Consider the following 26,382-nt stretch of genomic DNA (forward strand, 5'->3'; position numbering starts at 1 on the left):
GCACCTGGGCGCGGCCGGAGGCGTGCGAGGCCGAGGGCCGCCGAGGCACTCAGGCCTTCGGGCGGCCCATGGCCCGGTACGTCCACCCCGCGTCGCGCCACACCGCGGGATCCAGCGCGTTGCGGCCGTCCAGGATGATCCGCCGCCCCACGACCTCGCCCAGGGTGGCCGCGTCCAGCTCGCGGAATTCGCGCCACTCCGTCAGGTGCAGCACCACGTCCGCCCCGCGCACCGCGTCCAGCGCGGTGTCCGCGTAGCCGAGCGTCGGGAAGAGCCGCCGGGCGTTGTCCATGCCCTTCGGATCGAAGACCGTGACCTGGCCTCCCTGCAGATGTATCTGCCCCGCCACGTTCAGCGCCGGCGAATCGCGTACGTCGTCCGAGTCGGGCTTGAACGTCGCGCCCAGCACCGCCACCCGCTGCCCGAGGAACGACCCGCCGCCGACGGCCTCACGGGCCAGCTCCACCATGTGGCCGCGCCGCCGCATGTTGATGGAGTCGACCTCGCGCAGGAACGTCAGCGCCTGGTCGGCACCCAGCTCACCGGCGCGCGCCATGAAGGCCCGGATGTCCTTGGGCAGGCAGCCCCCACCGAAGCCGATCCCGGCCCGCAGGAACTTCTTGCCGATCCGCTCGTCGTGGCCGATCGCCTCGGCCAGCTTCACCACGTCGCCGTCGGCGGCCTCGCAGACCTCCGCCATCGCGTTGATGAACGAGATCTTGGTCGCCAGGAACGAGTTCGCCGAGGTCTTCACCAGCTCGGCCGTCGGGAAGTCCGTCACCACGAACGGCGACCCTTCGCCGACCGGCCCGGCGTACACCTCGCGCAGTAGCCTCTCGGCCCGCTCGCTCTCCACCCCGACGACGATCCGGTCCGGGTGCAGCGTGTCGTTCACCGCGAACCCCTCGCGCAGGAACTCCGGGTTCCAGGCCAGCTCCGCGTCCGTACCCGCCGGTGCGAGCTCGGCCAGCCGCGCCGCGAGCCGGGCGGCGGAGCCCACCGGCACGGTGGACTTGCCGACCACCAGGGCGGGCCGCGTCAGCTGCGGGGCCAGCGACTCGAAGGCGCTGTCCACGTAGCTCATGTCGCAGGCGTACTCGCCGTGCTTCTGCGGGGTGTTCACACAGACGAAGTGCACGTCGCCGAAGGCGCCGATCTCCTCCCACGAGGTGGTGAAGCGCAGCCGCCCGCTGGAGCCCTCGATGCCCGCGACGTGCTTGTGCAGGATCTCCTCCAGCCCCGGCTCGTACATCGGCACCCTGCCCGCGGAGAGCATCTCGATCTTCTCGGGCACGACATCGAGCCCGAGGACCTCGAAGCCCAGCTCCGCCATGGCCGCGGCATGGGTGGCGCCGAGGTAGCCGGTGCCGATCACAGTGATCCTGAGGGCCATGGGTGCTCCTGAACGATGCGGACAGACGTGCGGAGCCGAGCATATCCGGGCCCCTGGAACCGCCGTTTTGCGGCTGTCGGCAAGCTCACGTGCCCCGCCCGTATGCCTGGCCGGGCCCTGGACACTAAAATTGGGTTACTTAACAGTAGTTAGCATCCTTGGGGAGTGAACGTCTTGGCGGGTACGACCGACTTCGACCTCTACCGTCCGGCCGAGGAGCACGACATGCTCCGCGAGACGATCCGTGCGCTCGCCGAGGCGAAGATCGCTCCGTTCGCCGCCGAGGTGGACGAGGAGGGCCGCTTCCCGCAGGAGGCGCTGGACGCCCTGGTCGCCTCCGACCTGCACGCGGTCCACGTCCCGGAGGAGTACGGCGGGGCGGGCGCCGACGCGCTCGCCACGGTCATCGTGATCGAGGAGGTGGCCCGCGCCTGCGCGTCCTCCTCGCTGATCCCGGCCGTGAACAAGCTGGGCTCCCTCCCGGTGATCCTCTCCGGCTCCGAGGACCTCAAGAGGAAGTACCTGGGCCCGCTCGCCAAGGGCGACGCGATGTTCTCGTACGCCCTGTCCGAGCCGGACGCCGGCTCCGACGCGGCGGGCATGAAGACCAAGGCCGTCCGCGACGGCGACTTCTGGGTCCTCAACGGCGTGAAGCGCTGGATCACCAACGCGGGCGTCTCCGAGTACTACACGGTCATGGCCGTGACCGACCCGACGAAGCGTTCCAAGGGGATCTCGGCGTTCGTCGTCGAGAAGTCCGACGAGGGCGTCTCCTTCGGCGCCCCGGAGAAGAAGCTCGGCATCAAGGGCTCCCCGACGCGCGAGGTCTATTTCGACAACGTCCGCATCCCCGCCGACCGCATGATCGGCGAGGAGGGCACCGGTTTCGCCACCGCGATGAAGACCCTGGACCACACCCGCATCACGATCGCGGCCCAGGCCCTCGGCATCGCCCAGGGCGCCCTCGACTACGCCAAGGGCTACGTCCAGGAGCGCAAGCAGTTCGGCAAGCCGATCGGCGACTTCCAGGGCATCCAGTTCATGCTCGCCGACATGGCCATGAAGCTGGAGGCGGCCCGCCAGCTCACCTACGCGGCGGCGGCCAAGTCCGAGCGCCTCGACGGCGACCTCACCTTCTTCGGTGCGGCGGCCAAGTGCTTCGCCTCCGACGTCGCCATGGAGGTCACCACCGACGCCGTCCAGCTGCTCGGCGGCTACGGCTACACACGGGACTACCCGGTCGAGCGCATGATGCGCGACGCCAAGATCACCCAGATCTACGAGGGGACGAACCAGGTCCAGCGCATCGTCATGGCCCGCAACCTGCCGTAACGGCGTTCGCGCGGCTCGTGTCACGGCCCCCGGCTGCCGCCGGGGGCCGTGGCTGTCGGTCCGGCGTCGGGCCAAGTGGCGTGTGCGGCACCGCAGTCAGGGGGTTTCGCGGAGTGCGGGACGCCGCTGATAGGGTCCGCGGAGGCTAACCGCAACGTGATGGAGTTGGTTCGTGAAGCTGCTCCCGCTGTTCCTCCGGCGGCCGATAGAGGCGGTGTACGAGCGCCGGCTGGCCGCCACCCTGGTGGGGCTGCCGCGCCCTCAGCACGTCGGGATCATGCTCGACGGCAACCGGCGCTGGGCCCGGCAGGCGGGCCACACGGATCTCCGGGAGGGGTACCGGGCGGGCGGCGCCAAGGCGACCGAGTTCCTGGACTGGTGCTCGGCCGCCGGAATCGAGCGTGTGACCCTCTTCATGCTCTCCGACGACAACCTCGGGCGCCCCGCCGAACAGCTCGGCCCACTGATCGAGATCATCAAGGAGACCGTCCAGGACATCACGGCCGCGGGCCGTCCCTGGGAGGTCCAGGTGATCGGATCGCTCCACCTGCTGCCCGGAGCCACCGCCGAGGTCCTCAAGGAGGCCACCGCCGCGACGGCGGGGCGCGGCGGGCTCAAGGTGGACATCGCGGTCGGCTACGGCGGCCGACGGGAGATCGTCGACGCGGTCAAGAGCGCCTTCGCCACGCACATCGCGGCGGGTGGCGACCCCGCCGAACTGGCCGAGCGGTTCGACGTCGAGGACATCTCCCGGCACCTGTACTCGCCGACCGCCGACCACACCGACTTCATCATCCGGACCTCCGGCGAGCAGCGGCTCTCGGGCTTCCTGCTGTGGCAGTCCGCGTACGCCGAGATGCACTGGGTGGACTGCTACTGGCCGGCGTTCCGCCGTGTGGACTTCCTCCGCGCGATCCGCTCGTACGCCGGCCGGCAGCGCCGGTTCGGCAAGTGACCGCAGCGCCGGTCCGGCGGACGACCGCCCGCTGACGCCCGGCCGCGACGCACCGAGGTCCCTCACCCGTGACATGCCGGGGCCGTACGGTCGGCGGCGATCACCTTCGCGTGCAGACTGCTGCGGGCGCTTCCCTCCGTGCGGTGCCAGATCCGCATACTGTCTCCGAGAGGACCGAAGGCGCGGGCGGAGGAGGTCGATTCTTCGAGAAGCAGGTCTATCCGGACGTTCCGTCCGACGGCGGCTCGGAGCTCTGCGACGATCTCGGCGATGCCGTGGGCGGCGAAACTGGCGATGAGCAGTGAGGTGCGGGCGGAGCGTATGACGTCGATGGCGTACCGCTGGTGAGCCTGACGGGCAGGGTGGAGCTTGTCGGGCCGCTCACGACGAGCTCCGCGGGCGGCTCCCTTCCTTCCTCGGCCGCCGCTGTGCAACCCGCGGGAGCCGAGCCCGCCGTGCCGGTGCGCGCTCCGGGAAGTTCGGGTGGCCGCGCCCCTGTATGTGGCGGCCCGGCCGCGCTCGATGACGCCAGGCTGGTTCGCCGGGAGGGGGTTACTCCTCGGTGAAGACGTCTTGGGCGGCGGTGGCGGTGACGGCGCGGCCGAACCACTGGTCCAGGAGGTGCAGGTCGTCGCAGCCGGCGATCTTCTCGCGGGCCTCGTGGGGGACGGCGACGCCCCGCAGTTCGAGCAACCGAAGGATGTCTTCGGCCCGGCCTGCGGCTCGGCCTGCGGCCCGGCCTTCGTCCCGGATTTCCTCGGAGAGGGGTGAGGTGTAGAAGGAGAGGTCCACGGCCACCAGGTTCCTCCATTGTCGTGCGGCGGGGCGGTTGCCCAGGCCTTGTGCGGTGAGTTCGATGAGCGGGTTCGCGATGCTTTCCGGCGTGTCCCGCAGGGTGGTCGACAGCGTTTTCAGTATGGCACCGATGTCCGGATCGTCGGCGTGTGTGATGAGAGCCAGTGTGGTGAAGGCCGGGTCCTTGCGGGCCTCGGCCACGTCGGTGATGACGGGCATGTTGTGGGGTCCGGCGACGAGGGGGCGGAGGGTGAGGGCCGGCCACTGCGGTGCGCCCAGGGGGACGGGGCGGGCCGCCCATGCGGCGGTGCCGCGGTCCTGGCAGACGACGAGCAGGGTGGTGGGGAGCCGGTACTTCTCCAGGAGGTGGGCGAGGTAGTAGGCCCAGCTGGCCGGTTTGTCGGGGTCCTTTCTGCCCTGGGCTTCGACGGCGAGGAGGAAGGGCCCGTCGTTCTCGGTCTCGATGCGCAGGAGGGTGTCGACACGCCGTTCCAGCGGCCGGTTCTCGGTGAGGTCGGTGGTCATGACCTTCGCGGAGGTGCCGGGCGGGAAGGTGACGCCCAGTGCTGAGGACACGCTGGTGAACAGGCTCGGGTATTCCTGGAAGACGCGGTGCATCGCTTCGTGCGGTGCGCTGACCATGGGGTTCCGTTCGGGATCAGGCGGCTGTGGACAGGTTGACACGGCAGTCGCGGCAGTGGCCGGGGTGGCGTGAGCGGAAGGCGCGGTCGCAGCGGTTGCAGTTCTGGAGCGGGATGACGATCGCGCCGGGGCGGGCGGGCGGCGCGAGGTCCTGGGCACCGGGGAGCGGGGGCGGCAGGAGGGTGGTGATGCGGTGGCGCAGGAATTTCGCCGGGTGCTTCACGGGGACCGGCAGGTCGGTCGTGAGGGCGTGGCGGATGGTGTCCGGGTGGGCGTCGCGTTCCAGCCAGGCGGCGACACCGGGGGTGAGGGTGTGGATGTCGGCCTCGGTGAGGCTGAGTTGGGGCGTGTGACGACGCAGGTCCGCGAGGACTGCGGCGGCCGTCCGCTGAAGTTCCGGGGTGAGCGTGTGCGGTTGCGGGAGCGGTGCGGGCGGTGCCGTGCGTGCGGTGGGGAGCGGTAGGCGGATCGGGGCCGGCTGCGGCGCGGGTACGGGCATCGGTGACACCGGAGCGGACCGGGGTTGCGGCTGCGGTGTGGTGAGGGGCTGCGGCTCGGGCGGCCGTGGTGCCCGTGGGGCCTGCGGTACGGGGGCCGGGGCGGGCTCCGGGACGGGATCGGGCCCACGCGGTGGGCACACGGGCGGGCGCGTGGCCCGACGCAGAGGCGTTGCGGTGGTGGACGCGGTGGTTGATGCGTCGGCGCCCGGCTGGTTGCACGAAACCGTGCGCGTCACGATGCGGCCGTCGGCGAGGCGTTCGCGACTGCGGTGCAGGTAGCCGGTCGCTTCGAGTTCCCGCAGGGCGGCGGCGATGCGGGTCTCGCTCTCCGGGAAGCGTTCGGCGAGGCGCTTGATGCCGATCTTCGCTCCGGCGGGCAGCGACTGGATGTGCACGGCGAGCCCGACCGCGACGAGGGAGAGGCCGCGGTGCTGGGCGAGATGGTTGCCGACGACGGTGAAGCCCGCGGCGTGCCGGACGTTGCTGTGGATGACACCGGACGACGGTGTCGAGCCCCTGTAAGCAACGGGCTGGGCGCACGGGGGCGCGGTAATCTGCTGGGTATCCATCGGGAAGCCTCTACTTCCTCGGTGGTCAGGCCCTCGACCGGGATTCGTAGTCCCGGCCGGGGGCCGTCTCATGTCTGTGGTGGTCGGGGCGAGCATATGCCCGGCAACCCGTGCCAAATCCAGCTCAGTTGCCATATGTCACCCGCGCGGGTGACGAGGCCGGGATGGGGTCGGGTTGGGGTGGGGAGAGTGATTTCCCCGAGTTCTTTAGAGCCTTATGCGTCGCGGGACGCGGTGTCGTGGTCCACCGGGTCGCGGCTCCCCGCGACCCGGTGGCGGCGGTCACGGTACGAGGTCGAGTTCGGCCCAGACCGTCTTGCGGGGGGCGGGCCCGATGCCGGTGCCCCAACGGTCGGCGAGTGCCTCGACGATCAGCAGACCGCGCCCGGATTCCGCGCCGTCGGCGGGTGCGGTCGTGGTGCCGGGTGCGAGAGGGAGCCGATCGCCCCGGGTGTCGGTGACCTCGATGCGCAGGAGTGCGTCGCGGTGGACCGTGAGGCTCAGCTGGAAGTCCCGGCCGGGCACGCGGCCATGGAGCATGGCGTTCGTGGCAAGCTCCGCGACGATGTGCGCGGCCGACTCCGTGGGGAGGCCCCAGTCGCCCAGGTGCGCCGTGGTGAGCAGGTGGGCGAGCCGCGCACCTCGGCGGGTGGGGGAGAGCAGCACGGTGAACTGCCGGGTGGGAGCGGAATGTTCGGTTCGGGTGATTTCTTGGGTCACGTCACTCAGCGTGGCCGCGTCTGCGTACCGTGAACAGTGACGGGCCAGTTACGTACGGTGATTGTCCCGTGCTTGTCCAGTGCTGTCCCGGCTGTCCGGGGTGACGTGCTGGGGACGTACCGGGTTGAGCAGGAACGGCATGCGCGTCGGAAGTGGGGTACGGATGAGCGTGGATGGGGTCGGTACGGAGCACGGAGACGGCGGAACGGACGAACCAGGCTGGGACGTCGACCCGGACGACGAGTCGGGGGTGGCGGTGGTCGCCGCGGTGGGCCGCCAGATCAAGGCGTGGCGGGAGTCGGCGGGCATGCGGGCCGGCGAGTTCGGGGCCGCGATCGGGTACGGGGAGGACCTGGTCTACAAGGTGGAGGGCGGACGCCGCATCCCCCGGCCGGAGTTCCTTGACCGGGCGGATGAAGTGCTGGGCGCGGGCGGGAAGCTGGCCGCGATGAAGCGGGACGTGGCGGAGGTCCGGTACCCGAAGAAGGTGCGGGATCTGGCGAAGCTGGAGGCGCGGGCAATCGAGGTTGCGGTGTACGCCGACCACGGCATCCATGGCTTGTTGCAGACAGAGGGCCATGCGCGGGTGCTGTTGGAGACGCGGCAACCGTCGTACCCGCAGGATGAAGTGGAGCGCGGAGTGGCAGGCCGCATGGCGCGCCGTTCAATCTTCGACCGCTCACCGGCACCAGCACTCAGTTTTGTCCAGGAAGAGGCTGCGTTGAGGCGGCCTATCGGAGGCAGAATGGAACACCGCCGACAGCTCCAACGGCTCCTGGAGGTAGCCAAGTTGCGGAACGTCTCCTTGCAGGTCATGCCTCTCAGCTGCGAGTCTCACCCTGGGCTGGGCGGTGGCATTGAGGTACTGAAATTCGGTGATGGCACGGCCGTAGGGCGATCAGGGGGTGCGTTCAACGGTCGCCCAGTCTCTGATCCGAAACACCTCCAGGTCCTGGACCTGAGGTATGGCATGATCCGGGCCCAGGCCCTTGCCCCAGGGGAGTCACTGACCTTCATCGAGCAAGTTCTGGGAGAGACATGATGCGCAGCCCCTCGGTCGGAGACACTTCCGAGCTGGAGTGGTTCAAGAGCAGCTACAGCGACAGCAGTAGCGGGAACGACTGCATCGAGGTCGCGTCCACCTCGGGCATGGTGCACGTGCGCGACTCCAAGAATACGCCGGGTCCGCACGTCGGCTTCGGGCCGACCGCGTGGAGCGACTTCGTGGCGTACGCAGCCGGGAGTTGAGCAACTCGCAGTTCGGCGGCGGGCCCCTTGGTCATCGTCGCCAGGTGCACGTCGACCGTCTCGGCGAAGGCCTTCGGGGCATGATCCGGACGGTTCGGCCCGGCCGCACCTGGTCCGGCGAGCTGCCCGGGAGCCGCTCGGCGCCTCTCCCGCAGTGGGGAACCCGGATCCGGCGGAGTGCCGGATCCGCCGTCCCACGGGGTGAGTGGCCGTTTCCTGTCAAGGTGCCGCGCGATGCTCCCGCCGGAGCCGACACGCTTGTAGCGTCGCGCGGGGCGTTTGTCCGCCTGCTCCGAGGGGCGACGGCACGGCCTCGTACGCTTCGCCGGCCGCTCCCGTGCGGCCCCTGCTGATCAGAACAGCTCGTCGACATCGCTATCCGAAGTCTCACCTGTGGGCGGTCGGCCGCTCACGCGGACAACGAGGTGAATTGGTGAAGAAGCACACCCTGCGCCTGATGGGCGCGTTCGCAGGATTTGTCATGTGCATAGCAACTGCATCGACCGCCACTGCGCACTCCAGCTCCACCCCGTCGCCGAACGGCGTCTCGCCGTGGCACTACTCGGAATCGTGGACCCTCAGCGGCTCCTGGTACGGAGAGGGCCTGCACGTCGACTACCACAACGGCGAGCACTACAGCGACTACTACGGCCTGGACTTCTCCCTGAAGGGATCGCCGTGCTACAAGCGGCTCTACCCCATCTGGGACGGCATGACCGTCGACACCGTCGACCGCACGATCGGCCGCCTCACCATGACCAAGTACGTCAACGGCGTGAAGTGGCGCCTCAAGTACATGCACATGGACTCGATCAACGTGAACGTCGGGCAGTCGGTCGGCTCGGCCACACTGCTCGGGTACACCGGCAACAAGGGGCAGTCCTCCGGCTGTCACCTGCACCTGTCCACCCAGCACTGGTCGGGAAGCGCATGGGTCTCCCACCCGCCCACCTTCTGCGGCCGCACCTACCCGCACGACCACACGACGGCCTGGAAGGGCTGCTGACGGGCAGCCGGACACCTCGGCCGGCGACGGGGGCGAGAGCAGGCGTGCTGGAGAAACGGGAAGGTCCGGACGGCTCACCCGTCCGGACCTTCCTGGGTACCTGCCCTCAGCTGCCCTTGACCGTGACCTTCTCGTCGTTCCTCAGCTGCTCCACGAGCTGCTTGACCTCGGCCTTGTCCCAGACCAGGTTGCCGTTCACACTCTGCCCCGAGAGCGGGATGTTCATCGACGTGCCCTCGCCGCCCGTGACGCCCTTCATCGCGAAGAACATGTTCCCGAGCGACCAGAGCGACATGTCCTTGTCCACGATCAGCGTGTCCAGGCCCGCGCCCATCGTCGGGTACAGCGTGAACGGGTTGAGGATCGTGGACGGGGTGGCCGTCTGGGAGGCCAGCGCCGCGAGGAACTTCTGCTGGTTCTTCGTGCGGTCCAGGTCGCTCCCGGCGAACGCGTACCGGGTACGGACGAAGGCGAGGGACTGCTCGCCGTCCAGGGTCTGCTTGCCGGCCTGGAAGTCGGCGCCGGACTTCTTGTCCTTGAAGGCCTTCGGGATGTCCAGCTCGACGCCGCCGATCGCGTCCACGATCTTGGCGAAGCCGCCGAAGCCGATCTCGACGTAGTGGTCGATGCGCAGCCCGGTGTTGAACTCGACCGTGCGGACCAGCAGCTCCGGGCCGTCCTCCGCGTACGCGGCGTTCAGCTTCGTGGTGCGGCCCGTCCCCGCGAACTTCTTGCCCGACTCGGAGCCGACGAACGAGGGGATCTCGACGTTCGAGTCACGTGGCAGGGAGATCAGCGTCGGGCCGTTGGAGCCGTCGTGCAGGATCATCATCGAGTCGGTCCGCTTGCCCTCGGCGGAGCCGGTGTGCAGCTTCTTCTTGTCCTCGGCCGTCATGCCCTCGCGGCTGTCGGAGCCGACGATCAGGTAGTTCGTGCCGTCGCCCTCGGCGGGGCGGTCGATGACCTTGGCGAGGTCGACCTCGCGCTTCAGTTTGCCGTCGGCCCAGAAGTACGTGCCGATGGACACGGCGAGCAGCGCGACCACGAGGGTCAGCGCGCCGACCTTGATCCGTCGGCCCCAGTCGGGCGCGGCCCGGCCCTGTACGTAACCGCTGTCTCCGCCACCGCGGCCGTTGCCGCCTCCGTAGCCGCCGCTGTTACCGCCGCCGTAGACCTGGCCCGTGTTGTAGCCGCTGTCGTAGCCGGGGGCCTGGTCGTAGCCCTGTCCCTGCTGCGGCGGGATCCTGGGCGGGGACTGCGGGGGTGCGGGGCGACGCCGGACGTGCGGCATGGCACGGGCGCTCTCGGGCTGCGGGCTCGCACTGCCCTGCCCGTAGCGCTCACCGGGTCCGCCGTTGCGCCCATCGGGCCAATCGCTCATGTGGAACAGTGTGCCGTCCCCGGCCATGACTCTTACAGGGTGTACCGGAATTCGGACCTGGGCTGTTGCGAAGCTGATGCAATGCAACCAGGTGCAAGACCCCGCATAAGGTGGAGGGCATGACAGATCAGGCCCGGTCACCGGAAGGCGAGATCCCGGCCAAGCCGACCTCGGCTTCCCGGACCACCCTCAGCCACATCATGACCGGCAGCGACACCAACCTCCTGGGGACGGTGCACGGCGGCGTGATCATGAAACTGGTCGACGACGCGGCGGGCGCCGTCGCGGGCCGGCATTCCGGTGGTCCGGCCGTGACGGCCTCGATGGACGAGATGGTCTTCCTGGAGCCGGTCCGGGTCGGTGACCTCGTGCACGTCCGCGCCCAGGTGAACTGGACCGGCCGCTCCTCGATGGAGGTCGGCGTCCGCGTCATGGCCGAGCGGTGGAACGAGTCGACGCCCGCCCAGCAGGTGGGCAGCGCGTACCTGGTGTTCGCCGCGGTCGACGAGGACGGCAGGCCGCGGCGGGTACCGCACGTGGTCCCGGAGACGGAGCGCGACAAGCGGCGCTACCAGGAGGCGCAGATCCGGCGTACGCACCGCCTCGCGCGGCGGCGTGCGATCAAGGAGCTGCGGGAACGGCGCGCCGCCGAGGGCATCGACGACTGACGCCTCGGGCGAGGGTGCCGGCCACGCGCGCTCCTGGCGGGCCGTGGCCGGCATCTCGTCGGGGCGAGGACCGGCGACCGCGCGAGGGGGCCGACGGGGTCTCCGGCCGTCCTGGCGGCGACCGTCTTCTCCCGGCGCCACGAGGGGTGACCTCCGCACCTCCGCACCTCCGCACGGTCATGGGCAGACCACCTGGTCCCCCGTCACCGTGCCGAACTCGCCCCGCTGCGGGTCCTCGGCCTTGACCTGCCGCACCTTCGTGAAGTCCGAGCCGGCCGTCACCTTCAACGTCCCGCCCTGCCCCTTCACCGCCTTCAGCTCGCACCCGGGCAGCGCCGTGGCCAGGGACTTCGCCGACCGGTCCCACCGCGGGTCGTAGGTGACCAGCGTCCGGCGCACATCGCCCGGGCCACCGTTCAGCGGGGCGCGGGTGGTGTTGAAGCCCGTGCCACGCAGCGCCGCGTCGACCCTCTGGCCGAGCCCGTCCTTCGGCGTCCCGTTGTAGACCTGCACCCGGATCTGCTCCGGGGCGACTCCGACGATCGTGGCCCTGGGCTGCTTCGGCAGCTGCGGGGCGAGCGGCCTGTCCTCGCGCAGGGCCCGGAACAGCTTCTTCGACTTCTTCGTGTCCCACTTCACCGTGGAGCCGATGCCCTTGACGGGGTAGGCGCCGTCCTCGATCGGTACGGAGGCGAATTCGGACGAGGCCGGGGTGAAGCCACGCAGGGCCTTGCCGAGCTCCAGCATCTGATCCGTACCGAAGCCCTTGTCGGCGCGCACGGAGTCCAGCATCGAGGAGGTGAACTGCTGGAACTTCATCGGGTTCATCAGCACGCCGCTGCTGGTCGTCTGCTCGACCAGCGCGGCCATGAACCTCTGCTGGCGCTGCATCCGGCCCAGGTCGGCGGCCCCGTCGATGTGCCGGGAGCGCACGTACTGCAGGGCCTGGCCGCCGTCCAGCCTGTGGGTGCCCGGTGTCAGGTTCAGACCCGTGTGCGAGTCCTTGAGGGGCTTCGCGGTGCAGATCTCCACCCCGCCCAGCGTGTCGACCGTCTTCATGAAGCTGGTGAAGTCGACCTCCAGATAGTGGTCGATCTTGATGCCGGTCATCTGCTCGACGGTCCGCACGGTCAGATGTGGCCCGCCCTCGGCGTAGGCGGCGTTCAGCTTCACCGGATGGGGGGAGTGCTCCTTGCCGGTCGTCCGGTCGGTGTGCGCCGGGATCTCGGCGTAGCTGTCGCGCGGCAGACCGACGATGCTCGCCCGCTGCTTGTCGGCCGAGAGATGGACCAGCATGAGCGTGTCGGTGCAGTGGCAGGGCGCGCCGCCCAGCCGGTACTTCTTCTTCTCCGCCTTCGTGATCCCGTCGCGGCCGTCGGTGCCGACGAGCAGGAAATTCATGCCGTGGCCGCCTTGCGGGCGGTTCTTCATGTCCTTGAACGGGTCGACCCGGTCGATCCCCGCCTCCAGGCCGCTCACCACCGCGTGGCCGATCCCGCCGGCGCCGAGCACCAGCACGGAGAGCCCGGTGGCCACCCGCATGCCCCAGCGGGGCGGCGTCTTCCGGACGTCTGAGCGGCCTCTGCCGCGGCCCGCGGCCCCGGACCGCCGAGGGGATCTGCGCTTCGGGGGAGCGGTGCGGGGGTGCGGTGGACGGGGCGATCGGTGCGGCGTGGGCACGAGGGACACCTCCGCGGTGCGAGTAGGACTTTCGCACGGTAGGCCCATACGATCTGCGGACCGGGAGGAGACCCGACGGCGCGCACCGGTGTCCCCCGTTCGCGGTAACGTGGCGGCCGAATCACGCCGCCTCCTGGGGTGCGAAACCCCCTGGAACCCCTGGCACCCCCGAGGACCCCCTGAGGACCACATGTCTGCCGCGCAGTACCCCGCCGTCTCCGTGATCATGCCGGTGCTCAACGAGGAACGCCATCTCAGGAACTCGGTCCGGCACATCCTGGAGCAGGAGTACGCCGGTGAGATGGAGGTGGTGATCGCACTCGGTCCGTCGAGCGACCGTACGGACGAGATCGCCGCCGAGCTGGTACGGGAGGACCCCAGGGTCCACACCGTCCCCAATCCGACCGGCCGTACCCCCGCCGCGCTGAACGCCGCGATCAAGGCCTCGCATCACCCGATCGTGGTACGGGTCGACGGTCACGGCATGCTCTCCCCGAACTACATCGCGACCGCGGTCCGCCTCCTGGAGGAGACCGGCGCGCAGAACGTCGGCGGCATCATGCACGCCGAGGGCGAGAACCCCTGGGAGGACGCGGTGGCCGCCGCGATGACGTCGAAGATCGGCGTCGGCAACGCCGCCTTCCACACCGGCGGCCAGGCGGGCCCGGCCGAGACCGTGTATCTGGGGGTCTTCCGCCGCGAGGCGCTGGAACGGGCGGACGGCTACAACGTGGAGTTCATCCGCGCCCAGGACTGGGAACTGAACTTCCGCATCCGCGAGGCCGGCGGCCTGATCTGGTTCTCGCCGGAGCTGAAGGTGCAGTACCGCCCCCGCCCCAGCGTCCGCGCGCTCGCCAAGCAGTACAAGGATTACGGGCGCTGGCGCCACGTCGTGGCCCGCTACCACGCCGGCTCGATCAACCTGCGCTATCTGGCCCCGCCGACCGCCGTCTGCGCGATAGCGGCGGGCATCGTCGTCGGAGCGGCCGTCACCCCGTGGGCGTTCGTCGTGCCGGCCGGGTACGTCGCGGCCATCGTGGCCGGGTCGCTGCCCGCGGGCAAGGGCCTGCCGCTCAAGGCCCGGGCGCAGATCCCGGTGGCGCTGGCCACCATGCACATGTGCTGGGGCTACGGCTTCCTGACCAGCCCCCGCTCACTGGCGAAGAGGGTCATCGCGAGCCGCCGCCCCGCGGCGCGGGAACAGACGGTCTGACCGCTTACGGAGGAAGGGGCCCCGCCGTCCGGCGGGGCCCCTTCCTCCGTACCGGGCCTCAGAAGGTGAAGTTCGGATTGACGTGCATGCACGCCTTCTCGTTCGCGCCGTTGAGCGCACCCGCCGACTCCGGCGTCTTCTCCTCGGCGGCCTTCGCCGGGTACGCCCCGTCCTCGCGCCAGTCCGCCCCCACGGCCAGCACGACGCCCGAGACCGCGGTCGACTTCCGCACCTGGGACACCGGGATCCCGAGCGCCTTGGCGACCGCCTGCGCGTCGCCCTCCATGTCCGCGCTGGGGTAGAGGACGCCGGTCCGCCCGACCGGTTCGATGTTCTGCGAGTCGACCGAGGCCTTGGCGAAGCCCGCGTCCGTCAGCTGGTCCCTGACCGTGTTCGCGCGGCCCTGGGCCGGACCGAGACCGTCCGTGCCGGTCGCGTTGCGCACGCTGACCGGGATCTCGGCGGCGGGTGCGGCGACGTCCTTCGTGACGGGCGTCCTGCGCTTGGACGCCTTGCCGTCCAGCGGGATGTCCTCACGGATCATCCGGAAGACCTGCTCGGCCTCGCCGGGCTTGGGGAACACCCGGCCGCTCAGATCGCCCGTCCCGTAGACGTTCGGCATCGTCGTCATGGTGATCCGGTCGGTCGGGGCCTTCTTCAGCTCCTCCGCCAGGTCGTACAGCTTCTTCACCGTGTCCAGGCCCTTGTCGACCGTCAGCGCGCTGGTGGCCGCCTCGGCGAGACCCATCAGCTTGCCGGGATCGGTGAGCTTGGTGCCCTTGCGCAGCTCGCGCACCATCGAGTTCAGGTACTGGTGCTGGGCCTTCGCGCGGCCGAGGTCCGTGTTGTCCTCGAAGCCGTACCGGGTGCGCAGCCACTGGAGGGCCTGCTCGCCCTTGATGGAGGTGGTGCCCTCCTTCAGCTTCAGCCCGGAGCCCTTGCCGTCGCCGGTCTGCGAGTGGACGTTGGCGTCCACACAGACCGGGACGCCTCCGACCGCGTCGGCCATGGAGACCACACCCGCGAAGTCGATCATCATGAAGTGGTCGATGGTGATGCCGGTGAGCTCGTACCAGGCGGCCACCGTGCACCCGGGTCCGCCGCGGCCGAGGCTCTCGTTGGTCTGGACGGGCCGCGTGCCGGCCGGGTACACCTCGTCGGTGTCCGGGTCCGTGCACTTCGGCATCTTCAGCATGGTGTCGCGCGGCATGCTCACGACCGAGATGTTGCTGCGGTCCGCGGAGAGGTGCAGCAGCATCTGCACGTCGGCGAGCGGCGTTCCCCCGAAGGTCTCCTTCGCGCCGCCGAGCTTCTGGTTCGCCTCGGAGTCACGGGCGTCGGAGCCGATGATCAGGATGTTCAGGGGGGTCTGTCCGGCGGCATTGGCCTTGTGATCGGCCATCTGCTTGTCGCCGAGGGTCAGGTCCTCCTTCCTGATGTTGCCGTTGAGGTGCTTGTAATAGAGGTAACCGGCGCCGCCGGTGCCGAGTATCAGCAGGGCGAGAACGGACGCGGCCCAGCGCAGTACGCGCCGCTTGCCCCCTTTGGCGCCGCGCCGGCCGCGGCGGTCCGGGCCGTGGCGATGTCCGCCCTCCGCAGGCGCGGACCGCTCGCGCTGTCCGTGGCCGCTCCTCGCGGCCCGGCCGCCCGAGGCGTCGTGGACACCGTCGTCCGGGCCGTCGTGCCGGACGCGTGACCGCGTCCCCTCCCCACGTATGCTGCTCCGTCCCACCGGGACCCCCCTGCTGCTCATAATTTCGCCGGAGCGCGTCGACCCGTCGTCACTTCGCGCATTCCGCCTTGTCGGCACTTGCCTTCGGGATGTCCGGCGCCTTCGCCGGACCGGCGATGGGCACACCGGCGCCATCGAAATCGGCTCCCAGGGTGAGCACCATCGCCTGAAGGCCTCCGGCGTCGGTGGTTCCCTGCTTCAGCGCCGTGGCGGGCAGCCCCATCATGTCCGCGAGTGCGCGGGCCTGGTCCGCCTGGTCCGGCGCGTACGCCAAGGTCGTCCTGTCGATCTTCGCCGGGGCGTTCGCCCTGTTCGTGGACTTCAGCACGCCCTGCTCGTTCTGCAGCCAGGTGACGGTCGCGCCCGCGGCACCGGCGATGTCGCCTCCGTTGAGCACGTCGACGCGTACGTCCGCCGGGGCCGCCCGGTCGCCCTTGAGCACGGCTTCCTGCTTGCTCCTGGCCGCCTTCTCCTGCTTCTTCACCTCGGTCAGCGAGGTGTCGGAGCGCATCATCGCGAAGAGCTGCTTCGCCTTGACCGGATCGACGACCACGGTGATGGGCTCCGGCTCGGCCGGGTTGTCGACCACCGGCATCGTGACGAAGCTGATGTGCTTCGTGTCGATCCTGCCGAGCTCCTGGGCGAGCGACCTCAGCTTGTTGATCGACCCGATGCCGGAGTCGACGGTGAGTGCCTTCGTCGCCGCGTCCGCCAGCTTGAAGAGCTTGGACGGGTCGGTCAGCGTGTCGTCGGACTTCATCTGCCGGATCATCGAGCCGATGAACTGCTGCTGGACCTTGATCCGGTCCAGGTCGCTCTGGTTCCCGAAACTGTGCCGGGTGCGGACGAAGGCCAGTGCGTCCTCGCCCTGGATCGTGGACTCGCCCGCGGGCAGGTCGAGGTGCGAGTCGGGGTCCTTCACCGGCTTGGCCAGACAGACCTTGACTCCGCCGACGGCGGTGGAGAGCGTCTTGACCGCGTTGAAGTCGACCATCATGAAGTGGTCCACCGACAGGCCGGTGATCTGCTTGACCGTACGCATCGTGCAGCCGGGGTCGCGTCCCTCCTGGCCGAGACTGACGTTGAAGCGGACGTTCCGCGAGCCGGGTACGACCTTCTCCGAACCGTCCGGCTGCTTCGTGGTGCAGTCGGGGATCTCCGTCATCAGGTCCCGGGGGATGCTCATCGCCGTGGCGTTGGTGCGGTCCTCGGAGACGTGGAAGAGGATGTTGGTGTCGGCGTGGCCGGCGCTGCCCGTGTCGCCGTACCCCTCGTTGCCCGCGCCGGTGCGCTTGTCCGTACCGATGATCAGGATGTTCAGCGGGCCGTCGGCGGCCACGCTCTTGCTGCCCGCGTCACCGACGTCGATGGTGTCCAGGTTGCCGTTGAACTTCTGGTAGAGGGCGTAGGCCCCCGTCGACCCGGCGATGATCACGAAGGCCATGACCCCGCCGGTCCACAGCAGTGCCCTCCTCCGCCGCTGCTTCGGGGACGTGCGCGGGCGGCGGGCGGCGGCCGGGTGCTCCTGGGCCTGGGGGTTCTGGGCCTGGTGGCCCCTGCGCTGCCGGGGCACCTCGCGGCGCGGGCCCGCGGTGTCAGGCTCCGCGCGACGGCCCGTCCCCCTGCGTCCCGACCCGTCGCGGGGAGCGCCGGAGCGGGACGCGCGTCCGCTGCCGGAATCATGGCGGTTTGTTGCCCGGGAAGCCCCGGACGGCTCTCTTCCGGAGTGGTTCAGTCGCAATTCGTAAGTGCCGGTCTGCGGGTTGAGCACCCACTGGTCGGCGGGGTCGATCTCGTCCGCCCGCCCACGGCTATGCGCGTCCACGGTTGCCTGAATCCTCCGTCGGTGCCAGGCGAGGCGCCTCCCCCGGCACGGCGCTCGGTCTTCCGCTCCGGCAGCGCACGGCACGAGGTCCGCGAGCACCGGATCGCGTCACACTATCCGGCCGAATCGGCCACGGGTGACGCGCGTGACATATTCCACGTTCCTTACAACCGGGCATTCTGCTTATTCCGCTCTGATCGGCGCCCATCGCTCGGGAATTGCTTTACGAATCGCACGGGTCCTCCGCCGCATTCGATCCCGAATAGGTCGGAGCCGGGGTGGGGCTCTCGCTCGTACCGCCGGGCTCTTGGCCGGAAGAATGCTTGTCGGACCTGTGATCCGCCTGTGTATCCGCGCCATTGACTTCGTCGGCGGGGACCACGGCGACGGGTTCGTCCGTGCGCAACCGGTCGAACAACTGGTCCGCGTCCGGCTGGACGAGCTCGTCCCGGTTCGGGTTCGCGCGGTACGGCTGCCGGGGCACGGTCAGGAACTGCACCTGCTCCGTCGGTACGTTCCGCATCCCGCGCACCAGGTCGTACAGATCCCTGAGGGAGTCCAGCCCCGGGTCCGTGGTGAGCGACTTGGTCGCCGCGTCCAGGACCGGGTACAGCCGCGTCGGGTTCAGCAGCACGCCGTTGCTCTGCATCTTGTTGACCAGAGCCCCCAGGAACTTCTGCTGGCGGTCCATGCGCTCGGTGTCGCTGCCGTTGCCGATCGATTTGCGGGCCCGCACGTACCCCAGGGCCTGCTCGCCGTCGAGCTTCTGGCGTCCCGCGGGGAGCTTGAGATGGGCGTCGGCGTCGTCGACCGGCTCCTTGAGGCAGACCTCGACGCCGTCCACGGCGTCGACCATGTCCTTGAAGCCGTTGAAGTCGATGACCATGTGGTGGTCGACGCGAACACCCGTCATCTTCTCCACCGCGCGGATCGTGCAGGCCGTGCCGCCGAGCTCGAAGGCCCAGTTGAACTGGGCGAACTGCTTCTTCGTGGCCTTCCCGTCCGCCGTGTGGCAGCTCGGGATCTCGGCCATCAGGTCGCGCGGGATCGACACCGCGGTCGCGCTCCTGCGGTCGGCCGCGAGGTGCAGCAGGATGGTGGTGTCCGAACGCTGGCTGCCGCCGTCGTCACGGCCGTATCTGCTGTTGTCGCCGGACCGGGTGTCGGAACCGATGAGCAGGATGTTCTGCGCGTTCCGGGCGATCGGGGTCGGACGCTCCTGCTCGTACGCCTTGAGTTCGGCGGCGGCGCTCGTGTCCGTCGTGATGTTGCCGTCGAGCTTCTTGTACAGCCACCAGCCGGCCCCCGCGGCGACCAGCACCAGGAACGAGACGGCGAGGGCGGTCCAGCGGAGCCAGTGGCGCCTGTGCCCGGGGACGGTGCCCCCGGGCCGGTCGGCCCAGGTCCGGAATCCGGCCTCGCCCTGGCTGTCCTTGTCGTCCTCGCCCTCGTCGTGGCTCTCGTCCTCGCCGCCGCTGTCCGTGGCCCCGGCGCCGGGGGAGCCGTCGTGCGGAGCCGGGCCGGACTCCTCGGGCGGTGCGGCCCCGGAATCGTCCTGCGACCCATCCGCTGGCTCGTCCCCGGCCGAGTGGTCAGGGCGGTCCGGGTCGGCCGGGGGGCCGGCGCTGTCGCTCACGTCTGCGTCCATCCTTCGTGTTCGGCGGCGCGCGATGGGCCGCCGGTCGCAGGAGTAGACGGCTGAACCTCACGCTTGGTTGTGCATTCAGGCGGAGTGGTCCGTACCGCCCGATCATGTACCGCCGCCGGGGCTCAGGCCCGGGGGCTCGGCCCGCCGTGGGCCGGACGGGTGGACCTCGGGGTGCTTGTCACACCGCGGTGCCGGTGACGCGCTCGCTCTCGACGCGCTTGGCCAGGCCGTCCGCGTCCAGCCGGTCCAGGTGGCGGCACAGGACCACGGACCCTCCGGCCGCCAGCGGGGCGAAGAGCCCGGCGGACAGCCCCTCCCAGGTGTCGTACGTACGTCCCGTCAGCAGCCTCGACCCCGGCGTGATCCCCAGCACCACCGCGTCCTCACGGGCCCGCGCGACCAGCTGGTCCGCCGTCAGCCCGACGCCGCCCACGGCGAGCGCGGGGGCCGACGGGTCCACCGGCGCGTACGGCGCGAATCGGTCGCCCTGGCCGGGTACCTCGACCGCGTAGTCCGCGAACCCTTCGGGCGGCTGCGGGAAACGGCCGCCCAGCGGGCGCAGGGCCAGAGCCACCCGCTCACCGCGGCAGGCGCGCGCCCGGTCCAGGGAGTCCGGACCGGTGACCACCAGATCGGCGGCGGCGGGGTCGCCCTGAACATCGGCGACGACACCGGCCGAGGAGCAGGCCAGCAGCCAGACCGCGGACTGCCAGTGCGCGGGCAGCAGCAGGGCGAGCCGATCGCCCGGCTCCGCGGCCAGGTCGCCCTGCAGCAGATTGGCGGTCTTGGCCACCCAATTGGCGAAGGTGGCCACCGACAGTTCGACGCGCTCTCCGGTTGCGTCGTCGTAGAAGGTGACGAGTGGGCGGGCCGGGTCCGCGGCGAGCGCGGATCGCAGCAGGTCGGCAGGGGTGCGATCACTGGCGTTCATCCGCGCAAGGGTACGCGCCGGGCGTGGACGGGGCGGGCTGCGAAGGGTGCCGCGTACACCGGTCGGCAGACGGTGCGTCATGGGGCGACAGCGTCCCTCCAGTAGCCGGAAATGCCGGAATCCATCAAGGATTTCCTGTATGCGTGCACTTCTTGCAACCTCCATCGGCGTCACCTGCGCGGCGGCACTCACCCTCCCGCTCGCCGCGCCCGCACCCGCCGTCCCCGTGCCTGCCCCGGTCGCCCACGCGCCCGCGGCCCCCGCTGCCGAACCGTCCGGTTCCACGCAGTCCCTGCCCCTGCGGCCGCTCACCGACGCGGCCGCCCGGGCCACCGGTGAACCCGCCGACTCCCCGTCCTCCGCCGCACAAGGGCTGCGGCAGCGTGACGCGCACCGCTTCTCACTCGTCGGCGTCGTCTGGGACGACGCCGACGCCGAACTGCACGGCACCGTCCAGGTCCGGGCCCGCGCGTCCGGCACCGGGCGGTGGTCCGGCTGGCAGGACCTCGAGACGCACAACACCGACCACGCCGCCGACTCCGGCAGCGCCGAGCGCGCGTCGGGCAAGGTACGCGGCTCCACCGCCCCGCTCTGGGTCGGCGACTCGGACGGCGTGGAGGTCCGCGTACGGTCCCAGGACGCCGGGCCGCGGAGCCGCGCGCCCCTGCCCGAGGGCCTGCGGGTGGAACTCGTCGACCCGGGTGACGACCCGCAGCAGCCGCCGACCACGCTCACCCCGACCATCGGCGCCCCCACGTCGGTCACCCCCGTGACCTCTCCCCAGCCGGGCGCGCTTCCCGACTCCGCGGCCCTCGGCCTGGCCGCCGCGGAGAGCTCCGCGGTCAACGCCGACCTCGCCCCGCTCGGGGCCACCGAGATCCCCGCCCTGAGCAAGGCCGAGTCGGAGGAGCAGGCGGTCGTCGCGGCGGGCGCCAAGCCGTTCGTGGGTCCCCGCCCGCGCATCGTCACGCGCAAGGGCTGGGGTGCCGACGAGAGCATCCGGGAGCGTGCCTTCGCGTACACCACGACCGTCAAGGCGGCCTTCATCCATCACAGCGCCACCGGCAACAACTACACCTGCTCGCAGGCGCCTTCGGTCCTTCGCAGCATCTACCGCTATCACGTCAAGAGCAGCGGCTGGCGCGACTTCGGCTACAACTTCGCCGTCGACAAGTGCGGAAACATCTACGAAGGACGCGCGGGAGGCGTCACGAAGGCCGTCCTCGGGGCCCACACCCTCGGGTTCAACTCCAACAGCATGGGCGTCGCCGTTCTCGGAACCCACAGTTCGAAGAACCCGCCGGCTGCTGCAGTGACCGCGATCGCCAAGCTCACCGCCTGGAAGCTCGGCCTGTTCGGCCGCAACCCGCTGGGAAAGGCCACGCTCGTCTCGGGCGGCAGTGGCAAGTACAAGAAGGGTGCCAGCGTCAAACTCCACGTCATCTCCGGCCACCGCGACGGGTTCGCAACCGAATGCCCCGGAATCCGTCTCTACAAGAAGCTGGGCACGGCCCGGACCAGCTCGGCCCAGTTCCAGGGCCGCTGACCGGGAGGCCCGCGAGGGTCTGCATACACTGGCCAGCCGATACGAGGCCCGGCCCCACCAGGAAGCAGAGACGGCGCTGTGACAGAGGCAAGAGAAGCGATCCTGCTGGTCGGTGGCAAGGGCACCCGGCTGCGGCCGCTCACGGTGCACACCCCGAAGCCGATGGTTCCGGCGGCGGGCGTCCCGTTCCTCACGCATCAGCTGGCGCGTGCGCGGGCGGCCGGGGTGGAGCACATCGTGCTCGCGACGTCCTACCTGGCGGAGGTGTTCGAACCGCACTTCGGTGACGGCTCCTCCCTCGGACTCTCCATCGAGTACGTCACCGAGCGCGAGCCGCTCGGCACCGGCGGAGCCATCCGCAACGTGGCGTCGCGGCTGACCTCGGGCCAGGACGAGCCCGTCCTCATCTTCAACGGGGACATCCTCACCGGGCTCGACATCCGGGCCCTGGTCGCTTCGCACGCCACGTCCGGGGCGGACGTCTCCCTGCACCTCACCAGGGTCGAGGACCCGCGCGCCTTCGGTCTCGTACCGACGGACCCCACGGGCAGGGTGACGGCCTTCCTGGAGAAGCCGCAGACACCCGAGGAGATGGTCACCGACCAGGTCAACGCGGGGGCGTACATCTTCCGCCGCTCGGTCATCGACACCATCCCGGCCGGCCGGCCGGTCTCCGTCGAACGCGAGACGTTCCCCGGCCTGCTCGCCTCCGGCGCCCATCTCCAGGGCATGGTCGACTCCACCTACTGGCTGGACCTCGGCACCCCGCAGGCGTTCGTACGCGGCTCGGCCGACCTGGTCCTGGGCCGCGCCCCGTCCCCGGCCGTCCCCGGCCGCTGCGGCGACCGGCTCGTCCTGCCCACCGCGTCCGTGGCCGCCGACGCCAAGCTCACCGGCGGTACGGTCATCGGCGAGGGCGCACTGATCGGCGAGGGCGCCAGGATCACGGGCTCCACCGTGCTGGCGGGCGCCGTCGTCGAACCGGGTGCGGTGATCAGCGACTCACTGGTCGGGGCCGGCGCCCGCATCGGCAGCCGTACGGTCCTCGCGGGCGCGGTGATCGGCGACGGTGCGCGGGTCGGAGCCGACAACGAACTGCGCGACGGGGTCCGCGTCTGGTGTGGTGCGGTGCTTCCGGACGCCGCGGTCCGCTTCTCGTCCGACCAGTGAACGCCCCCCGTCGGCCGTACCCTCGGTAGGCACCCCCGAGACGACCGAGGACCTCACCGTGGCAGGACGCTTCGTACCCCGCACGACCGCCGTGCCCCGACAGCACACGGCGGCCACGGACACGTCCGCCCCGCCGCGGGAACGGACCTGGACCCCGCCCTGGCCGCTCGACCTGCGCCTGGTCCTGAGCCCCCTGCGGCGTGGTCCGGCGGACCCCACGTACCGGGCCCTGCCCGACGGCTCGTTCTGGCGGGCCACCCGCACCCCGGCAGGGCCCGGAACCCTCCGCGTCTCGGCGGCCCGGGACGGGCGGATCTCGGCGGCGGCCTGGGGTCCCGGCGCACAGTGGCTCCTGGACGGGCTCCCCGGGCTGCTCGGCGCGGGCGACGACCCGGACGCCTTCCGCCCGCGCCACCGGCTGGTCGCCGCCGCCCGGCAGCGCCGGCCGGGGCTGCGCCTGCTGCGCACCGGGCTGGTCATGGAGTCCCTGATCCCGTCGATCCTGGAACAGAAGGTCACCACCGACGAGGCCTACCGCGCCTGGCGGCTGCTGGTCCGTACCCACGGAACCCCCGCCCCCGGCCCGGCGGACGGGCTGTTCGGCACCTACGGCCTGTACGTCATGCCGGACGCCAGGACCTGGTCGCTGATCCCCTCCTGGGAGTGGCACCGCGCCGGTGTGGACTCCAAACGCTCGGCGACGATCCTGCGCGCGGTCCGGGTGGCCCGCCGCATGGAGGAGGCGGCGGCGATGGAGCTGCCCGAGGCGATGGCGCGGCTGGAGCTGATCCCCGGCATCGGTCCGTGGACGGCGGCGGAGACGCTGCAGCGCTCGAACGGCGCGGCCGACGCGGTCACGGTCGGCGACCTCCACCTGCCCGGCATCGTCGGGTACGCCCTGGCCGGTGACCGGAGCGCCGACGACGAGGAGATGCTGGCCCTCCTGGCCCCGTACGAGGGCCAGCGCCACCGGGCGACACGCCTGATCATGCTCTCGGGCCACACCCCGCCGCGACGCGCCCCGCGCATGACACCACGCGACATCGCCCGTCTGTAGCCGGAGGCGGAGCGGGCCGGAGCCCTCTCCGCCTCACCGCACCGTGATGAACGCCCCCGCGTCCCGCGCGCCCCGCTCCTTCGGCGCCCGCGCCGCATGTCCCACGGCCACCGCGCCCAGCGGGTCCCAGCTGTCCGGCAGGTCCAGCACCTCACGCACCACGTCCCGGCAGAACATCGTCGAGGACACCCACGCCGAGCCGAGCCGCTCACCCGCGAGCGCCACCAGGAAGTTCTGCACGCCCGCACCGGCCGCGACCACGAACATCTCGCGCTCCGCGGTGTCCCGGCGCGCGTCCCCGTAGGTGTGCGAGCCGTCCATCACCAGGCACGGAACCGCCAGATACGGGGCGTCGCGCAGAACGTCGCCCCGCCGCACCCGCTTGGCGATCGACTCCTCGCTGCGGCCGTCCCGGCGCAGGTCCGCGATCCACGCGTCCCGCATCGCGTCGAGCAGCCGGGTCCGCGCGGCCGCCGACTCCAGCAGGACGAACCGCCACGGCGTCGTGTGGTGCGGGGCGGGCGCCGTCACGGCAGCCGCCACCGCGCGTCGTACGGCCCCCGGATCCACCGGTTCGTCGGTGAATTCCCTTACCGTGCGACGCAGTTGGAGCGCCTCCCGTACCGCCTCGGACGTCCCCAGCCGGAACATGTCGTCGGCCGCGATCCGCACCATCGCCCGTGCGCCGTCCCCGGAGTCCCCGGGAGCGGCCGCCACCACATGGGCCAGGCCCCGGAGCACGGCGACCGGCAGACCGGACGCCTTGCCCTTCACCAGGTCACCGGCCGAGGCCAGCTCGTCGGCCGTGGCCACCACGGTCGCGCTCAGCGGGTTGCCGTACGCGTCCGTACCGCCGCGGAGGTCGTCGAGCACCCGGACGCCCGCTGCTCCGATGGCCACATCGGTCAGCCCGTTGCGCCAGGGACGCCCGAAGGTGTCCGTGACGACGACGCCGACCTCGACCCCGAGCGTGTCCCGCAGCCCGTCCCGGATCGTCCGGGCGGAGGCGTCCGGGTCCTCGGGCAGGAGCAGTACCGTGCCGGCCGGGGTGTTGGAGGCGTCGACCCCGGCCGCGGCCATGACGAGCCCTTGCCGGTTCTCCACGATCCTGAGCGTTCCGCGGCGGGCGACCACCCGGACCGTCTCGGCGTCGATGGCGGCCTCCCGGTCGGCGGCCTCCACGACGCGCCCCTCCGCCTTGGAGACGATCTTCGAGGTGACCAGCAGGACGTCACCGTCCACCAGGCCCGGCTCCGTGGCGGCGATCAGCTTCGCCAGGTCGTCCCCGGCCCGTACCTCGGGCATTCCCGGCAGGGCCCACACCCGGTACGAGGGTGCCTCGGCGGCCGGCCCGCTCACGCCCTTACCTCCTCGGCCAGCGCCAGCGCCTGCCGGGCCATCTCGGCGGTCGCGTCCACGTCCGTCATCATCAGCGGGACGGCACGGCAGCGGATCCCCGCCGCCTCCACCTCGGCGACGGTCCCGGCGTCCACCGAGTCGACCAGCCAGCCGTCCAGCAGGCCCGACCCGTAGTGCCGCGCGACGGCCGAGGCCGTCGACTCGACGCCCACCGCGGCCAGCACCTTGTCGGCCATGCCCCGCACGGGCGCGTCACCGACGATGGGGGAGAGCCCCACGACCGGCACCCCGGCCTCGGCGATCGCCTCACGGATACCGGGCACGGCGAGGATGGTGCCCACCGACACGACCGGGTTCGACGGGGGGAAGACGATGACGTCGGCCTCGGCGACGGCCTCCAGGACGCCCGGTGCGGGCTTGGCCCGGTCCGCCCCGACCGGCACGATCGCCTGCGCCGCGACGGAGGCCCGCATCTTCACCCAGTACTCCTGGAAGTGGATGGCCCTGCTCTCGCCGTCGACGTCGACCGCCACATGCGTCTCGACGCGGTCGTCGGACATCGGGATGAGCCGGACCCCCGGTTTCCAGCGGGCGCAGAGCGCCTCCGTGACCGCGCTCAGCGGATAGCCCGCGCCCAGCATCTGCGTACGGACGATGTGGGTCGCGAAGTCACGGTCGCCGAGACCGAACCACTCGGGCCCCACGCCGTACGCCGCGAGCTCCTCCTTGACCTGGAAGCTCTCGTCCGCACGCCCCCAGCCCTGCTCCTCGTCGATGCCACCGCCGAGGGTGTACATCACGGTGTCCAGGTCGGGACAGACCTTCAGCCCGAACAGATGGATGTCGTCACCGGTGTTGCCGATCACCGTGATGTCCGCTTCGGGGGCGGCCTGTTTGAGGCCACGCAGAAAACGAGCACCACCGATACCGCCGGCCAGAACCACAATGCGCATGCACACCAGTCTGTCAGGCGGAGCCTGTCGGTTGTGGGGCGGTGGTGGGCGACGGGTGG

23 protein-coding genes are annotated in these 26,382 nt (G+C 70.8%); 11 read left to right on the forward strand and 12 right to left on the reverse strand.

Features of this window, described 5'->3' with window-relative positions; genetic code table 11:
* Positions 1–49: 49 nt before the first annotated feature.
* The gene (locus AB0F38_RS16375) at positions 50–1,393 is read right to left on the reverse strand and encodes a UDP-glucose/GDP-mannose dehydrogenase family protein (protein WP_361892837.1); all 1,344 of its coding nucleotides are present in this window, start codon (positions 1,391–1,393) and stop codon (positions 50–52) included.
* Positions 1,394–1,567: 174 nt separating this feature from the next.
* On the opposite strand from AB0F38_RS16375, the gene AB0F38_RS16380 reads away from it, so the two are divergent.
* The 3 genes from AB0F38_RS16380 to AB0F38_RS16390 all read left to right on the forward strand — a co-directional run bounded on the left by AB0F38_RS16380 (position 1,568) and on the right by AB0F38_RS16390 (position 3,985).
* Positions 1,568–2,725 carry an acyl-CoA dehydrogenase gene (locus AB0F38_RS16380; RefSeq protein WP_361892946.1) on the forward strand — a complete coding sequence of 386 codons (1,158 nt, stop codon included), beginning with the start codon at positions 1,568–1,570 and terminating at the stop codon, positions 2,723–2,725.
* A 172-nt stretch (positions 2,726–2,897) separates the two neighbouring features.
* The gene (locus AB0F38_RS16385) at positions 2,898–3,680 is read left to right on the forward strand and encodes an isoprenyl transferase (RefSeq protein WP_361892840.1); all 783 of its coding nucleotides are present in this window, start codon (positions 2,898–2,900) and stop codon (positions 3,678–3,680) included.
* 110 nt (positions 3,681–3,790) lie between these two features.
* Positions 3,791–3,985: a hypothetical protein gene (locus AB0F38_RS16390; protein WP_361892842.1), complete on the forward strand. Its 195-nt coding sequence runs from the start codon at positions 3,791–3,793 to the stop codon at positions 3,983–3,985.
* A 247-nt stretch (positions 3,986–4,232) separates the two neighbouring features.
* Here AB0F38_RS16390 and AB0F38_RS16395 read toward each other — a convergent pair whose 3' ends face one another.
* The 3 genes from AB0F38_RS16395 to AB0F38_RS16405 form a co-directional block, all read right to left on the reverse strand.
* The gene (locus AB0F38_RS16395) at positions 4,233–5,117 is read right to left on the reverse strand and encodes a hypothetical protein (protein WP_361892844.1); all 885 of its coding nucleotides are present in this window, start codon (positions 5,115–5,117) and stop codon (positions 4,233–4,235) included.
* Positions 5,118–5,133: 16 nt separating this feature from the next.
* Positions 5,134–6,186, reverse strand: a complete 1,053-nt coding sequence (locus tag AB0F38_RS16400; protein ID WP_361892847.1) for a helix-turn-helix domain-containing protein — start codon at positions 6,184–6,186, stop codon at positions 5,134–5,136.
* Positions 6,187–6,468: 282 nt separating this feature from the next.
* Positions 6,469–6,906: an ATP-binding protein gene (locus AB0F38_RS16405; protein WP_361892849.1), complete on the reverse strand. Its 438-nt coding sequence runs from the start codon at positions 6,904–6,906 to the stop codon at positions 6,469–6,471.
* A gap of 163 nt (positions 6,907–7,069) precedes the next feature.
* Here AB0F38_RS16405 and AB0F38_RS16410 point away from each other — a divergent pair, with 163 nt between their 5' ends.
* The 3 genes from AB0F38_RS16410 (at position 7,070) to AB0F38_RS16420 (ending at position 9,160) form a co-directional block, all read left to right on the forward strand.
* Complete coding sequence (locus AB0F38_RS16410) at positions 7,070–7,948, forward strand: helix-turn-helix transcriptional regulator (protein ID WP_361892949.1); 879 nt, start codon at positions 7,070–7,072, stop codon at positions 7,946–7,948.
* Positions 7,945–8,154 carry a DUF397 domain-containing protein gene (locus AB0F38_RS16415; protein ID WP_361892852.1) on the forward strand — a complete coding sequence of 70 codons (210 nt, stop codon included), beginning with the start codon at positions 7,945–7,947 and terminating at the stop codon, positions 8,152–8,154. Before AB0F38_RS16410 ends, AB0F38_RS16415 begins: the two co-directional genes overlap by 4 nt.
* A gap of 433 nt (positions 8,155–8,587) precedes the next feature.
* Positions 8,588–9,160 carry a peptidoglycan DD-metalloendopeptidase family protein gene (locus AB0F38_RS16420; RefSeq protein WP_361892855.1) on the forward strand — a complete coding sequence of 191 codons (573 nt, stop codon included), beginning with the start codon at positions 8,588–8,590 and terminating at the stop codon, positions 9,158–9,160.
* A 106-nt stretch (positions 9,161–9,266) separates the two neighbouring features.
* On the opposite strand, the gene AB0F38_RS16425 is transcribed toward AB0F38_RS16420, so the two are convergent.
* The gene (locus AB0F38_RS16425) at positions 9,267–10,541 is read right to left on the reverse strand and encodes an LCP family protein (protein WP_361892858.1); all 1,275 of its coding nucleotides are present in this window, start codon (positions 10,539–10,541) and stop codon (positions 9,267–9,269) included.
* Between the two features lie 119 nt (positions 10,542–10,660).
* Here AB0F38_RS16425 and AB0F38_RS16430 point away from each other — a divergent pair, with 119 nt between their 5' ends.
* Entirely contained in the window at positions 10,661–11,209 is a 549-nt protein-coding gene (locus AB0F38_RS16430; protein ID WP_361892861.1) for an acyl-CoA thioesterase, read from the forward strand.
* Between the two features lie 177 nt (positions 11,210–11,386).
* Here AB0F38_RS16430 and AB0F38_RS16435 read toward each other — a convergent pair whose 3' ends face one another.
* Positions 11,387–12,751 (reverse strand): LCP family protein, encoded by a 1,365-nt coding sequence (locus AB0F38_RS16435; protein WP_361892863.1) that lies wholly within the window; start codon positions 12,749–12,751, stop codon positions 11,387–11,389.
* 328 nt (positions 12,752–13,079) lie between these two features.
* Between AB0F38_RS16435 and AB0F38_RS16440 the strand changes: the two genes are divergently transcribed.
* Entirely contained in the window at positions 13,080–14,102 is a 1,023-nt protein-coding gene (locus tag AB0F38_RS16440; RefSeq protein WP_361892866.1) for a glycosyltransferase family 2 protein, read from the forward strand.
* A 58-nt stretch (positions 14,103–14,160) separates the two neighbouring features.
* Here AB0F38_RS16440 and AB0F38_RS16445 read toward each other — a convergent pair whose 3' ends face one another.
* From AB0F38_RS16445 to AB0F38_RS16460, 4 genes are all read right to left on the reverse strand, one after another.
* Positions 14,161–15,834 carry an LCP family protein gene (locus AB0F38_RS16445; RefSeq protein WP_361892869.1) on the reverse strand — a complete coding sequence of 558 codons (1,674 nt, stop codon included), beginning with the start codon at positions 15,832–15,834 and terminating at the stop codon, positions 14,161–14,163.
* A 49-nt stretch (positions 15,835–15,883) separates the two neighbouring features.
* Entirely contained in the window at positions 15,884–17,659 is a 1,776-nt protein-coding gene (locus tag AB0F38_RS16450) for an LCP family protein (RefSeq protein WP_361892872.1), read from the reverse strand.
* A 223-nt stretch (positions 17,660–17,882) separates the two neighbouring features.
* The gene (locus tag AB0F38_RS16455; RefSeq protein ID WP_361892875.1) at positions 17,883–19,307 is read right to left on the reverse strand and encodes an LCP family protein; all 1,425 of its coding nucleotides are present in this window, start codon (positions 19,305–19,307) and stop codon (positions 17,883–17,885) included.
* A 178-nt stretch (positions 19,308–19,485) separates the two neighbouring features.
* Positions 19,486–20,238 carry a TIGR03089 family protein gene (locus tag AB0F38_RS16460; RefSeq protein ID WP_361892878.1) on the reverse strand — a complete coding sequence of 251 codons (753 nt, stop codon included), beginning with the start codon at positions 20,236–20,238 and terminating at the stop codon, positions 19,486–19,488.
* Positions 20,239–20,377: 139 nt separating this feature from the next.
* Here AB0F38_RS16460 and AB0F38_RS16465 point away from each other — a divergent pair, with 139 nt between their 5' ends.
* The 3 genes from AB0F38_RS16465 to AB0F38_RS16475 all read left to right on the forward strand — a co-directional run bounded on the left by AB0F38_RS16465 (position 20,378) and on the right by AB0F38_RS16475 (position 24,011).
* Positions 20,378–21,784 (forward strand): N-acetylmuramoyl-L-alanine amidase, encoded by a 1,407-nt coding sequence (locus tag AB0F38_RS16465; RefSeq protein ID WP_361892881.1) that lies wholly within the window; start codon positions 20,378–20,380, stop codon positions 21,782–21,784.
* Between the two features lie 78 nt (positions 21,785–21,862).
* Entirely contained in the window at positions 21,863–22,954 is a 1,092-nt protein-coding gene (locus AB0F38_RS16470) for an NDP-sugar synthase (RefSeq protein ID WP_361892884.1), read from the forward strand.
* A gap of 91 nt (positions 22,955–23,045) precedes the next feature.
* Entirely contained in the window at positions 23,046–24,011 is a 966-nt protein-coding gene (locus AB0F38_RS16475) for a DNA-3-methyladenine glycosylase 2 family protein (protein WP_361892952.1), read from the forward strand.
* Between the two features lie 33 nt (positions 24,012–24,044).
* On the opposite strand, the gene AB0F38_RS16480 is transcribed toward AB0F38_RS16475, so the two are convergent.
* The gene (locus tag AB0F38_RS16480) at positions 24,045–25,370 is read right to left on the reverse strand and encodes a coenzyme F420-0:L-glutamate ligase (protein ID WP_361892887.1); all 1,326 of its coding nucleotides are present in this window, start codon (positions 25,368–25,370) and stop codon (positions 24,045–24,047) included.
* Positions 25,367–26,323, reverse strand: a complete 957-nt coding sequence (gene cofD, locus AB0F38_RS16485) for a 2-phospho-L-lactate transferase (protein WP_361892890.1) — start codon at positions 26,321–26,323, stop codon at positions 25,367–25,369. The genes AB0F38_RS16480 and cofD overlap by 4 nt, the downstream gene beginning before the upstream one ends.
* Positions 26,324–26,382: the final 59 nt, after the last annotated feature.

Source organism: Streptomyces sp. NPDC025273 (assembly GCF_040638585.1).
Taxonomy (GTDB): Bacteria; Actinomycetota; Actinomycetes; order Streptomycetales; family Streptomycetaceae; genus Streptomyces; species Streptomyces cinereorectus.